At 47.1% G+C, this 13,226-nt stretch carries 10 protein-coding genes; 5 read left to right on the forward strand and 5 right to left on the reverse strand.

Annotated elements, in window-relative coordinates:
• Positions 1–4: 4 nt before the first annotated feature.
• The 3 genes from FSB75_RS07535 to FSB75_RS07545 are packed head-to-tail and all read right to left on the reverse strand — an operon-like array spanning position 5 to position 6,652.
• Complete coding sequence (locus FSB75_RS07535) at positions 5–4,546, reverse strand: chemotaxis protein CheB (RefSeq protein WP_146785035.1); 4,542 nt, start codon at positions 4,544–4,546, stop codon at positions 5–7.
• Between the two features lie 32 nt (positions 4,547–4,578).
• On the reverse strand, positions 4,579–6,072 hold the full coding sequence (locus FSB75_RS07540; protein ID WP_146785038.1) for a GAF domain-containing protein: 1,494 nt from the start codon (positions 6,070–6,072) through the stop codon (positions 4,579–4,581).
• A complete protein-coding gene (locus FSB75_RS07545) occupies positions 6,056–6,652 on the reverse strand; it encodes a biliverdin-producing heme oxygenase (protein ID WP_146785041.1) in 597 nt (198 codons plus the stop codon). The genes FSB75_RS07540 and FSB75_RS07545 overlap by 17 nt, the downstream gene beginning before the upstream one ends.
• 106 nt (positions 6,653–6,758) lie before the next feature.
• Between FSB75_RS07545 and FSB75_RS07550 the strand changes: the two genes are divergently transcribed.
• The 5 genes from FSB75_RS07550 to rnhA all read left to right on the forward strand — a co-directional run bounded on the left by FSB75_RS07550 (position 6,759) and on the right by rnhA (position 11,339).
• Positions 6,759–8,381 (forward strand): acyl-CoA carboxylase subunit beta, encoded by a 1,623-nt coding sequence (locus FSB75_RS07550; protein WP_146785044.1) that lies wholly within the window; start codon positions 6,759–6,761, stop codon positions 8,379–8,381.
• Between the two features lie 121 nt (positions 8,382–8,502).
• On the forward strand, positions 8,503–9,240 hold the full coding sequence (locus tag FSB75_RS07555) for a choice-of-anchor J domain-containing protein (protein WP_146785047.1): 738 nt from the start codon (positions 8,503–8,505) through the stop codon (positions 9,238–9,240).
• 16 nt (positions 9,241–9,256) lie between these two features.
• Complete coding sequence (locus tag FSB75_RS07560) at positions 9,257–10,078, forward strand: choice-of-anchor J domain-containing protein (RefSeq protein WP_146785050.1); 822 nt, start codon at positions 9,257–9,259, stop codon at positions 10,076–10,078.
• A 143-nt stretch (positions 10,079–10,221) separates the two neighbouring features.
• Positions 10,222–10,863 (forward strand): YiiX/YebB-like N1pC/P60 family cysteine hydrolase, encoded by a 642-nt coding sequence (locus FSB75_RS07565; protein WP_172623092.1) that lies wholly within the window; start codon positions 10,222–10,224, stop codon positions 10,861–10,863.
• The gene (gene rnhA / locus FSB75_RS07570; protein ID WP_146785056.1) at positions 10,860–11,339 is read left to right on the forward strand and encodes a ribonuclease HI; all 480 of its coding nucleotides are present in this window, start codon (positions 10,860–10,862) and stop codon (positions 11,337–11,339) included. Before FSB75_RS07565 ends, rnhA begins: the two co-directional genes overlap by 4 nt.
• 30 nt (positions 11,340–11,369) lie before the next feature.
• Here rnhA and FSB75_RS07575 read toward each other — a convergent pair whose 3' ends face one another.
• A complete protein-coding gene (locus tag FSB75_RS07575) occupies positions 11,370–11,966 on the reverse strand; it encodes a DUF6580 family putative transport protein (protein WP_146785059.1) in 597 nt (198 codons plus the stop codon).
• Positions 11,967–12,016: 50 nt separating this feature from the next.
• Complete coding sequence (gene manA, locus FSB75_RS07580; RefSeq protein ID WP_146785062.1) at positions 12,017–13,216, reverse strand: mannose-6-phosphate isomerase, class I; 1,200 nt, start codon at positions 13,214–13,216, stop codon at positions 12,017–12,019.
• Positions 13,217–13,226 lie beyond the last annotated feature (10 nt).

The following is a 13,226-nucleotide window of genomic DNA, read 5'->3' on the forward strand; positions in this document are numbered from 1 at the left end:
CCTCTTAGTTCTCTTCGCCCTGCTTTAACGGCAGAACAATTACGAACCGGCTGCCTTCTCCTTCCTGGCTAAAGGCATGAACAAGCCCCTTGTACCGTTCAACAATTTTTCGTGTAATGGCCAAGCCGATCCCTGTGCCTTCGTATTTTTCGCGGGGATGAAGGCGCTGGAAAATGGTGAAAATTTTATCAACGTACAGGTCGTCGAACCCGATGCCGTTGTCTGCAATTTCGATGCGGCAAAAATGCCCCTCGGGTTTGACAGGCGCTGATAAACTGCATTCCTCAACGTAATCAAAGCGAATGTTTATCTCGGGCCGAACGTCGGGCTTGCTAAACTTCAGAGCGTTGCTGATAAGGTTTTGAAAAACTTGCCGTACTTGTCCCGGCACCGCTTCTATTTTTGGCAATTGGCCAAAGTGAACCTTGGCGCTTTTTTCCTCAATCACCACTTCCAGATCGCTGAGTACTTCTTCTACAACAACCGTTAAGTCCGTAAGCTCGGTCTCGCTGTTCATGGAAAGACGGGTGAAGTTGAGCAGGTCGTTAATCAATCTCGTCATGCGGGCCGAGGAAAGAATGATGCGATTCATGTATTCCCGCGCCGATTCGTCTTTGTCTGTCAGGTAGCGTTCCCGAATCAAATTGCCGAACAGGTGAATTTTGCGCAGCGGTTCTTTTAAATCATGGCTGGCTACCGACGCAAACTGCAGCAATTCGGCATTGCTTGCTTCCAGTTCCAGGTTCATCTTTTGCAATTCGGCGGTGCGCTCCTGCACTTTTTGCTCCAGCACATCGGCGGCGGTTTTTTGATCGTGGATATCAGTACAGGTACCAAACCACTTTAAAATCTTTCCGTTCTCGTCACGCAGCGGCAAGGCCCGGCCAAGAAACCAGCGGTACTCGCCGTCATAACGGCGGAAGCGGTATTCAATCTGGTAAGGCTTGCCGGTTTGCAGAGATTCCTTCCAGGCAGCCCAGGTGCGTACATAATCGTCGGGGTGTAAAACCAACGACCAGCCTTTGTCCTTTGTTTCTTCGTACGACAAGCCGGTATAATCGTACCAGCCTTTGTTGTAAAAATCATGATAGCCGTCAGGCCTTGTTGCCCATACAAGTTGGGGCATAAAGTCGGTTACGAATTTGAATTCGTCCATTGCGCTTTGCAAGGCCTCGTTTTTTTCCTGAAGCAGCAGCGCAGCTTTAACCGATTCGGTTATGTCCATCATGGCGCCCACCATGCGGTAAGGCATGCCCTGTGCATCCGACAACACAGCGCCGCGGTTTTGAATGGTGGCATAGCTGCCGTCGGCTTTCTGAAAACGAAAACGTTCTTTCCAATCCTTCTCGCCGTTGTTGATGGCTTCCTGCAGATTGGCGTTTACTCTTTCCATGTCATCAGGATGAAGTCGCGCCAGCCAAAATCCGCTGTTGTTAACCGTATCTTCTTTTTTAAAGCCAAAACGGGTATAAAACGATTCACTCCACCAGATGTGGTTATTCACCAAGTCCCAATCCCAAACCGCATCGGTAGTAGCATTGGCAATAAGCCGGAACCGCTCTTCGCTTTGCGACAACGCAAAGGTTCGTTCGGTTACTTTTTCTTCAAGCTGAACGTTAAGATTGCGGTAAGCTTCTTTTGATTTGAGCAATTCGTGATAGCTTCTCCGGAACTTGTCTTCGGCCATTTTCTTTTCGTGCACGTTGGTTAGCGTCATTACCACACCCTCTTTGCCCATTTTGGACGCCATCAACTGAAACCATTGGTTCCCCTCGTTTGTGTCTAAAAAAACTTCGGTTTGCAAGGTGCTGTCGTTAGCGACAACGTCGAGAAGTTGCGCAAACGGCAAGCCTTTCAACGAATCGGAAAAAACATCGTGAACCGGGTAGCCGCGCTTTTCATCCAAAGACTTGCCGGTCAATTCATCCGCGGCCTTATTGCCAGTAAGAAATTGCAAGGTTGTTTTCCTGTCTTCTTTCAAAACCTTCAAGGCAATGATGACGTTTGGCGATGCGTTAAATACAGCTTTGATGATGTTGTCCATCTCCTTGAGGTCCGAGATGTCAATAAAAGAAATCACCACGCCGTCCACTTGCTTGTCTTGGCGCAGGTAAGGCAAAATACGCATGAGGCTAATGCGGCCGTCGGAAAGCACTACTTCTTTTTCCCGCACTTTTTCTTCCTTCAATACCTGCAATATGTCTTTGTAAAGATTGTCATCTTTAATGTTTGTGGAAATGTGCTCGATGGGCCGTCCAATATCCGTTTCTATCAGGTTGATCATCTGTACGGCAGCTGGGTTGAATTTGCGGATGCGAAGGTTAGCGTCCACAAAAACCTGCGCTATCTCCGTGCTGCGGAAATAATTATTCAGGTCGTCGTTCAGCTCAATGAGTTCTTTGATGCGCAACTGGTGCTCTGTGTTGAGCGTATGCAATTCCTCATTCAGGGATTGCAGTTCTTCGTTTGAGCTTTGCAATTCTTCGTTGGCCGAAAGCAACTCTTCGTTGCTACTTTGCAGTTCTTCGTTGGCGGTTTCGAGGCTTTCAATGGCCATTTGCAAATTGGCCCTTGTTTCTTTTAACTCGTCTTCCAGTTCGGCTACATAGGCAGCCGATTCGGTTGCGTGTTCCGGCAAAAGATGGCTGGCGGCCCGCGAAAGGTTTTCGAATCCTTCCGAAAAACCGACGAGAAACAACCCTTCTTTTGTTGCAGGCTTTATAAAAATGTTTACGCCTTTTTCGTCTTCGCTGCCGCGCAGGCGAACGTTGTTGACGCTTGCCTTGCAACCTTCCTTTACTACTTTCCGCAGTGCTGCGTTTAGCGAAGCGGAAATTTCGGGCCGCACCATTTTCAGCAGTTGCAGGCTGATGCCTTTTTCGGGCAGCGAAAGATATTTTTTAAAATCACCAACAGCTTCTTTTACGTCAAAGTTTTTGTCCACGTAAACCGCGGCAAAGCCGTATTCTTCGGTCAGCAATTTTTTAAAATCCTCGGCCAACTCCTTGGCTACCGGGTTTTCGCGGCCCGGCACATGCCTTGTTTCCACACCTTTTTTAAAAGCTTGCGTTGAGGGAAACCGTTCGGGATTGTACCGGTTATCGGCCGAAATTTTCCGGTAAATTTTCCACTTTCCGTTTATTTCCTGCAAGCCGTCGCGAACGGAAGCCGGAATTTCGCTTGGCCCTAAAAACAGGTGGCCCCCGGTGTTCAGCGAAAATTGCAGAGTGGAAAAAACACGCCGCTGCAAAATGCTGTTCATGTAAATCAGCATGTTGCGGCAGGTGATCAAATCATTTTTTATGAAGGGCGGGTCTTTTAAAATGTTGTGGCGGGCAAACACGATTTGCTTGCGCAATTGCGGATGAATGACAACCTGCCCGTCCTGCTGAACAAAGTAACGCCGCGCCAGGTGGCTTTCCATTTCTGCAATGGACGAAGCCGGGTATTGTCCTTTTGACGCGAATTCAATTGCATCCAGGTCAATATCGGTCGCAAAGATTTTTACTTCGAGGTTTCGCCCCATGCGTTGCAAAAGATCATCAGCAAGGATAGCGATGCTGTAGGCTTCTTCACCGGTGCTGCAAGCCGTTACCCAAATCTTCAGCATTTCTCCGTCGGCCTTTGCATGAATCATTTCGGTCAACACCTCGTCGCGCAAAATATCAAAGGCTGTTTTGTCGCGAAAAAATTTGGTTACGCCAATCAAAAATTCTTTTCCCAACAGTTTGCACTCCTCTGATGAGGAACGCAAAAAGTTCAGGTACTCGCTGAACTTTTTGTATCCCATTTGCGTCATGCGCCGGCCAATCCGGCGAAGAATCGTGGGCGTTTTGTAGTTGGCAAAATCGTATTGGCAACTTTTTTCTACAAACTTTAAAATTTCGGGCAGATAGGTTTCATCGGGCTTGCCATCGCCGGCAATGCGGATGGGGCGTTCTTTAATGTAGTTGAAAATTTCTTCGGGCATCAGCTCGGGAGCCAGAATGTAATCAGCATAGCCCGATGCAATGGCGCTGTTGGGCATGCCGTCGAACTTGGCGGTAATAGGGTCCTGCACCAGCACCATGCCACCCGCAGCCTGAATCATTTCAATTCCTTTCGAGCCATCGCTGCCCGTGCCCGACAAAACAACGGCAATGGCCTTTGCGCCCTGGTCTTCGGCAAGCGATTTCAGGAAAAAATCAATGGCTGTGTTGGGCGCTTTTTCTACCTTCTTCTCCGTAAGCTGTAACAAGCCACCTCTAATGGTGAGCAGCTTGGCGTTAGGAATAACGTACACGCAACTTTTTTCAACCGGGGCGTTGTGTGCCGCTTCCTGCACCTTCATGTGTGTATGCTTGGAAATAATTTCAACCAGCAAGCTTTTATAATCAGCGGAAAGATGTTGAATGATAACGAAGGAAAGATTGCCGTTAGACGGCATGTTATCGAAAAATTCTTGGATAGCCTCAAGTCCACCGGCTGAAGCACCAATGGCAACAATATATTGGTCTGTTTCAATAAGCGGCGATGTTTTGTGCCTCTTTTCAGATGAAGTTAACACGGGTAAATACTGCTTTAGATTAAGGATAAATGTTAAACACCGCTTTTTTGCCGGTAGGTTGAAAAAAGATTTTGCACTTCCTCCGCTGTTCGCAACAATTCTTTACTCCAGGGAAAAGCCGTGTGCCGAACGGTCTGCTGCCATTGCTTGAACGAGGCTCTCGGATGGTATTTTTTTCTATCGCTTTCAAATTGAACTGCCTCGGAAGGATTGCCGCCCCAATCAACATTGCGAACAGCTTCACGGCGAAACGCTAAGATAAAACGGCCTTCGCCTCCTTCCAGTGGAAGCGCAAGCAAACCGCTTGCCTTTTCTGCGTATGCTTCCGCAGGCTCATACACGGCAGAAAGATTGGATTGGTGCAGCAGCTTTTTTTCTTCGGGCGAGCCCAACCAAATCACCAAATCGTTAATCTCGTTAGCGGTAGGCGTAAGCCCGCCTGTTTCAATCTTGTTGTTCTCAACAACGGCAATTCCGTCTGCTTCAAGCAGCGTTTGCAAGAGTTGCTTTGGATCCTCCTGCCGGTAGGTTTTTTGCACAAGATTTACCAGTTGCTCTTGCCTCGACAGTTCATAGGCCAGCAAATCTTTTGTTTGCACCGCGCCAATTTTTGTGCTGATAACAAGCGAGAGCAATTCAAAGACCGAACGCATTTCATACGAAAGATAATTTGGCGTTCTGTGATGACAGGCAATGAGCCCCCACAATTCACCGTCTTTCAAAATACGTGTGCTCATGGAGGCAACAACGTTCATGTTCCGCAGGTATTCAAGATGAACGCCGGCCACGCTCCGCAGGCTGCTGTCCGAAAGGTCGGTAAAGGCATTGGTACGCGGATTCAGCACCGGGTACAATTTCACCGGCTCGTAATCCACGTTCGGAATAAGGCGATACGGAGTTTTTTTGTATAGCTCTCTTGCCTGCTTTGGAATATCGGACGCCGGGAACTTTAAACCGAGATAGCTGTCCATTCCCGGCTCTTTTGCTTCGGCAATAACGTCGCCGTTCCAAGCTTCGTCAAAGCGGTAAATCATCACTTTGTCAAAGCCGGAAACTTTCTTTAATTCAGTGGCGGCAAGGGCACAGGTTTCCTCCGTTGTAGCCGCAGCTTCTACGGCTGCCATAAAGGTTTTCACGTGTTCGTAAGGGCTGATAGAAGAGGGTTCCTGAACGCCGTTTTTTTGTTTTTCGATTTCGAGAATGACGAAAGCGCCTTTCCGATGCAGCTTTGTTATGTGAGGGCCACTTTCAAACTGGAGCCTTGCCAAAATATTGTCGGAAGGGTTTTCATTCAATTGACGCAGCAGGTTTTCGTATGCTGATGAAAAAGGAAAATCAGTCAGTTTTTTTGAAATCATATCCCGCGCCGAAAAACCGAAAATTTCTTCGGCGTTTTCGCTTGCCTGTAAAATACTATTGTCGGCTGCGTTCACCACCAGCAACACGCCGTGAGGTTGAATAAGATTAGTTTGATTGAGCGGTACGCGGCCGCAAAACTCGGCGTCGTGATTAATTTGTTGCGTCATAGGTCAGAACTTCCTTCATCCATTTTTTCAGGTGATAAAATGTTTCGTTGGCTGTATGCACAACGGCTTCGGTGTTTTGCTGCTTGTTTAATTCTGCTAAAAATATCGTCCACATTTTTCCCGTTTCCTCTTTGTAGCCCTTAAAAAAATTAAGTCCGTCAGCAGGGATTTCTACACGGGGATTCTTCAAAAGCATTTTGGCAATCATATGACCGCCCAATGTGGAACCTTCTAATACGTAAAGCGCACCGAAAGCTTGTGATTCGTTTACAATTTGCGGCAACGACGTGCACAAAGGCAATTCACCGGCAAAGCCTACAGCCGCCATATCTTTTCTTACCAGGAGCGCATTTCGCCTTTTGTCAATATCAGCCAGCAAAGATCCGGTGACGTGTTTGCGAATGCATTCTTCCAATGGATAGAAGAACCCGTAAAAGGCTTTTAAAATTTTTGCATAATCGTGCAAAGAATGTATGGATTGAAGTGCGGGTAGCAAAACATCTTCTGTTTCCTGGTGAGCGACGGCTGTTTCTTTTTTTACAACCTGCGCCACAGGCTGCTGTATCAGGGTTAAGGGCATTCGATAAAATTAAGGAAGAGCTCTCAGCCAGAACAAGGTTTTTTTGGAAAAGCAGCCTGAACCTTGCATTTTAAAATCCCCGCAATCAGCGGCTATCTTTGGCCGCATGATTGCGAATGAACAAATGAAACCCACCGGCATGGATGCGCTGGTGAACGAACGAAACAAGCGATTGCAAAAAATCTTCGAAGGCGGCGGCAAAAAAGCAACTGCCAAACAAAAAGAAAAAGGAAAGCTCACGGCCCGCGAACGCATTGCTTATCTCATTGATCAAAATTCCACTTTCATTGAAATTGGCGCCTTTGCCGGTTGGGAAATGTACGAAGAGCAAGGGAGTTGTCCAGCGGGCGGAACGGTAGCCGGCGTGGGTTATGTCAGCGGCCGCCAGTGTGTGATTGTAGCCAACGATCAAACCGTAAAAGCGGGTGCCTGGTTTCCCATCACGGGCAAAAAGAATTTGCGCTTGCAAGAGATTTCAATGCAAAATAATTTGCCCGTTATTTATCTGGTTGATAGCGCCGGTGTGTTTCTGCCCATGCAGGATGAAATCTTTCCGGACAAAGAACATTTTGGCCGCATCTTTTACAACAACGCACAAATGAGCGCCAAAGGCATTGTACAAATTGCTGCCGTAATGGGTGCCTGCGTGGCCGGCGGCGCTTACTTGCCCATCATGAGCGACGAAACCCTGATGGTGGAAGCACAAGGCTCCATTTTTCTGGCCGGTCCTTATTTAGTTAAAGCTGCCATTGGCGAAGACGTGGACACCGAAACGCTCGGCGGCGCTGTAACGCATACCGAAATTTCCGGCATTGCCGATTACAAATTCAAAACCGAAGAAGATTGCCTTGACCAAGTAAAAAAGATTATGGATAAACTGGGCAAAAAGAGCGAAGCCGGTTTTGACCGAATCGAATCAAAAGAACCATTACGAAAAGCGAAAGAAATTTATGATGTTTTCCAGGCAGCAAAAGGCTATGACGTTGTTGACCTGATTGATTGCATCGTAGATGAAGGTTCTCTCGATCAATACAAAGAAGACTACGGCAAAACCATTGTGTGCGGCTATGCCCGCATTGACGGTTGGGCCGTAGGCATTGTTGCCAACCAACGAAAAATTGTGAAGAGTAAAAAAGGCGAAATGCAAATGGGCGGCGTGATTTACAACGACAGCGCCGACAAAGCAGCTCGCTTTATTTTAAACTGCAATCAAAAGAAAATTCCGTTGGTGTTTTTGCAGGACGTTACCGGCTTTATGGTGGGCAGCCGCAGCGAGCAAGCCGGCATTATTAAAGACGGTGCGAAGTTGGTAAATGCGGTAGCCAATTCGGTGGTGCCAAAGATTACAATTATTGTAGGCAACAGTTACGGCGCGGGCAATTACGCCATGTGTGGCAAGGCTTATGATCCGCGTTTTATTTATGCCTGGCCTACGGCAAAAATTGCCGTGATGGGCGGCGAACAAGCGGCCAAAACGTTGTTGCAAATTCAAGTGGCCGCATTGAAGGCAAAAGGCCAAACCATTACCCCCGAAGACGAATCGCGTTTGCTGAACGAGATCAAGAGCCGTTACGAAAAACAAACATTGCCGTATTATGCGGCCGCAAGGCTTTGGGTAGATGACATCATTGATCCCGTTGATACGCGAAAGGTTATTTCAGAAGGTTTAGCCGCAGCCAACCATCAGCCGCAGATGCAGGAATTTAAAACCGGCGTGTTTCAGGTTTAAGATTGGGGTTGGAAGTTAGAGGTTTCAGTAAAAAAGAAAACTCAAAACCTCCGGCTTTCAACCCTCAACCTTGTTTCTATTTTTCCTATTTTCATGCACTGAAATCCTAACTGATTTTTTTATGAGAAAAGGATCTCTTCTGCTGCTTCTCGCCTCTTTTGGTTTGACATTTTTACTTCAATCCTGTCGCAACGACGAATACTTAACCGTTCCGCCGCCGGTCCCGAACCAGTCCTTCTCCGAAGAATTTGATACGGTTTCATCGGCTTTGGCAAGAGGCTGGCAATTGGCCAATACCTCTGTGCCGTTGGGCAGCGGCATTTGGCAACAAGGCGGCGGCATTCCACCCTGGTTTGCGCCTTATTCCTCGGCGGGTACTTACGCTGGTTTTATCGGTGCCGATTATACTTCTACTTCGGCCGACCAAGGCGTTATCAGCAACTGGCTTATCTCGCCGGCATTAACCCTGCAAAACGGCGATAAAATTGTCTTTTATACGAAAGGGTGGGTGATTCCTGCAAGCGCAACCGACAGCACCGACTATGCCAACCGCCTGCAGGTTTCCATCAACACCACAAGCACCGACATTGTTGTTGGCAAAGGGCTTGATGTGGGTAATTTCAATACCGTTCTTCTCGACATCAATCCAAACTACATTGAATACCACACCGATCCTGCACTCTATTCTGCACAAGCCTACCCGGGAAACTGGACGCGCTTTGAAGCCACGGTCTTTGGCCTGAACGGTCCAACAAAGGGACGCTTCGCTTTCCGCTATTTTGTAGAAAACGGCGGTTACAACGGCCTGGCAACGGGTGTTGCCATTGACAAAGTTTCGTATCAAAGTGCGTCGCATTAATCTTAAAAAGAATTCAATGAACTATAAGTTTTCTTTTCTGGCAGCCGCAACAGGCTTGGCAAGCCTGACGCTTCTGCTTCTTTCCTGCGAGAAAGATTACGTGGCACCTGCAACGCCAAGCACACCCGCAGTTTCTTCAGCATCATTTGTTGAACAATTCGACAACGTAGGTGATTTAAGTTCGAAAGGATGGGTTTTTAAAAACAACAGCAACCCGATTGGTCAAAACGGCTGGAGACAGGGACGTTACGAAGCCGCATCAGTAATGCAATTCAAATTCTTAGCGCCGGAACCGTTCATTGGTTTTCCCGCTTACAACGCCAGCAAAAGTCCCAATGATTTTGTGAGTTGCGATGCATCTTGTGTGAACGATGCAAACGGTATCGGTGGCCGTGGCGACATTAGCGCCTGGCTTATTTCCCCATCGCTGCCCATGAAAAATGGCGATAAAATTATTTTCTATACCCGTGCTATCAACGATGCCAATTACCCGGATTATGCTCGCGACAGGATGCAGGTAAGAGCTAACTTTCTTAAAGGCGGCACCGATGTGGGCAGTTCGCCGGCATCTACGGGCAATTTCGATTCGCTCCTCCTTGATATTAATCCAGCTTACATTCGAAACGACCCGGCCGGCAATACTCCCGCAGTTCCCGGCTATCCAAGAGCCTGGACACGGTACACGTTGACTATCGCCAATTTGCCCGCAGCTGGCGTCACCAATGCACGGTTTGCGTTTCGTTACCTGGGCACCGATGCAGGCGTGTTCGGTGGTTCTACCGCTGCAAATTTCCCTTCTGTTGTGGGCATTGACAGCCTTGCTTTCGTTCACCAATAATTGGCAAAAACTTTTAGGAGCCGTCGTTCATCGCGACGGCTTTTTTATTTTACTTCGAGGCCGGATTTATCATGAAGAAACTGACAGTCTTTGCATTTGCAACCATTCTGTTTGGGAGTGCGTGTAAGCAAAAAACTTCCGAAGTGCCGCTTGTTGTTTCGCGTGAGATGCAAGTGCAGAAAAATCTTGACAGTTTAAAAGCCGTTGCTGCTACCGGCGACCTGGTTGTGCGTTTAGGCGATGACTTGTTAAGCTACCAAATAAAATTTCTCAATGAGGCAGACCAATCCTATTCTCATGCGGGCCTTGTGATAGAAAAAAATGGCAAAAAAGTAATCGCACACATTACACCAGATGAAGTTGATAGAGACGGCATTCAGTACACGCCGATAGATTCCTTCCTGAACCCAGGCAAGAATCTCTCCTGTGCGCTGTACCGCTATAATTTTACGCCTTCCGAAAAAGATTCGGTTCTTATTGAAATTGAAAAATACAAGGCTTTCCACACGCACTTCGATCGTGTGTATAATCTTGCATCGGATGCTGAAATGTATTGTTCGGAGATGATCAGCAAAGCCATTCGTGCGGCAACACATCAGCGCATAAAATTCAGGGAAGTGAACGTTCCCCCAAAAATGCAACCGGCACTATATCGTTATTTTAAGCAAACACTTTCCAAGCAAATCATTGCGGAGCGAAAGATTATGACCATTGACAATCTTTACCGTGTGCCCGAATGCAAACGACTCATGCAATTCACCTTGAAATATTTACCCGGACAATGACACAACAAATCACTATTTATACCGACGGTTCTTCACGCGGCAATCCCGGTCCCGGCGGCTACGGTGCGGTTTTAATGTACGGCGATAAACGGAAAGAACTTTCCGCCGGTTACCGTAAAACCACCAACAACCGCATGGAATTAATGGGCGTGATTGCCGCATTGGAAGCCTTAAAAAAACCGGGATTGAATATCACCCTTTACACCGACAGCCAGTACATTGTAAAAGCGCTGAACGAAGGCTGGTTAAACAAATGGCTGGCAACAAATTTTGCCAAGGGCAAAAAAAACAAAGACCTCTGGGTGCGTTTTTACAATTTGTACACGCACCACCACATCAAATTTGTTTGGGTGAAAGGCCACGCCGATAATCCTTTCAACAACCGCTGCGACGTGCTGGCGACAACGGCCGCCGATGGAAAAAATTTGCTAGTGGACGAAGGCTACGAAATGGACGTAAACAATTTACTGCTATAAAAAAACCCCGCAGTTGCGGGGTTACTTATTTTAAGCCAACTGGCGTTTTGGTTGAAGAACCATTCGTTGGAGAAGATAAAAGCTTCCGAACAAAAGCGTGCAAAAGAAGAGATCACCCAGGAAAATATTTCCATAGAAACCTTTGATTAAACCGTAGTCGCGCAAAAACGCAAGCCCATCGTAATAGCACATCAGTAGGCCATCAAAAGTTTTAGGACGTTGCAGTCCACCGCCACCTGCCCACACTTCAAAGTTGGATGCCAAGAAAAAAATGATTGAGCCGGTGATTGAAAATGCAGCCACACGTAGCACCGTTATTTTCTTTAATAAAAATCCGAAAGCTGTTAAGCCGGCAATGAGCAAATAATTCAGCCACTGACCATCATAAACTCCTTGTATTTGCGTAATGCCTTTAACGTACAAAACCTGGTAAAGCACATCGGAAAGAACCATCGAAAGCAAGGGAAGCAAAAAAGCCAAACGTCTGTCTTTTGTCACCGCACCGCCAAATAAAGCCATCGCCATTTGCGGCGCAAAACCATACGGCCTTCCGGGCCAAACCCTGTACAGCGAAGCCGCTAAAATCAACAAGCCAAACGTGAGCAAAAGCGATTTGTTTCCTTTCATGGTGAATCAAATTAAGGCGTCAAAAATAAGCAAGAATGCGGTAGTGTTTTTTACTTTTTATCCAGCGCCGCGGCAACGGTGTAAAAGGTAAGTTCACCGCTTAATGCTGATACAGAAATTTTATTGCCCGGAGGAAGAAACAAGGCTTCTCCCCTTTTTAATTCTACTGCATCTTCGTTTGCCTTTGCTTTGGCTTCGCCTTCGTAAACAAAAAGCACAGTCCCGTTTTTCGGCGACAACGAAACAACGTTTCCCGTCTTGTATCTTTTTAAAAAAAACTCTTCCACCGGTGCGTCAAAGGCTTGTTCGGCCGCATTGCTTGCACGAATGATTTTCGGATGCGTGGCTTCAAACTTCACGTGCTTCATCAGTTCGGGTACATCCACGTGTTTATCGGTTAAGCCTGCCCGCAAAACGTTGTCGGAGTTGGCCATTACTTCTACGTTTTGTCCTTCCAGGTAAGCGTGCGGCAAACCGGCGGCCTGGTAAATGGCTTCGCCTTCGGATAAATGCAACAGGTTAAAAAAATAAATGGAGAAGATGCCTCTGTCGTACGAATCATTCTTGCAGAAAGTAAGCACGGCGCGGGCCGCCCAAAAATCTTCCGAAGTTTTTTGCAGTTCACCCGATTCGTAAAGCGGAAGGATTTTTTGTACCAACGGTCGAAGCACTTCATCCACTTTTTCTTGCGGCATCGTCATCACGTCGCCGTATAAGCCTTTGTAGCCACGCTGTTCAAATACGGGCAACAAAGGCCGAAGTTCTTCTACGCCGTTTAGAGTTTCTTTTAATTCCACTTCAGGTTTGAAACCGTGCAGCAGCCAAAAATCGCTTAGCGCAACCATTAACTCCGGCTTGTGATTTTTGTCTTTGTAATTGCGATTGGATGCGTTTAGCGCAATGCCTTTTTTATTCTCTTTTTCAAATTCTTCTTCGGCTACAGCCTTCGACGGATGCACCTGAATGGAAAGCATCTGTTTCACGTCGAGTATCTTAAACAGGTAAGGCAGCGAACCAAATTTGACCGCAACATTTTCTCCCAAGGTTTCTTTTGGGTGACTTGCGATGAATTGATGAAGCGAAGTGTTCGTTTCGTCTAAAATAGCCGGGGCATTTGGATGCGCACCAAGCCAGTATTCCGCGAAAGGTTTTTTATCGTGGTTGATAATATTTAAAAGTTGCGGGATAAAATCAGTGCCGCCCCAACTGTACGGTTGCACCACGCCTCTAAGTTTGTACATGCTTTTCATTGATAGCAGA

It is taken from the genome of Flavisolibacter ginsenosidimutans (assembly GCF_007970805.1).
Taxonomy (GTDB): domain Bacteria; phylum Bacteroidota; class Bacteroidia; order Chitinophagales; family Chitinophagaceae; genus Flavisolibacter; species Flavisolibacter ginsenosidimutans.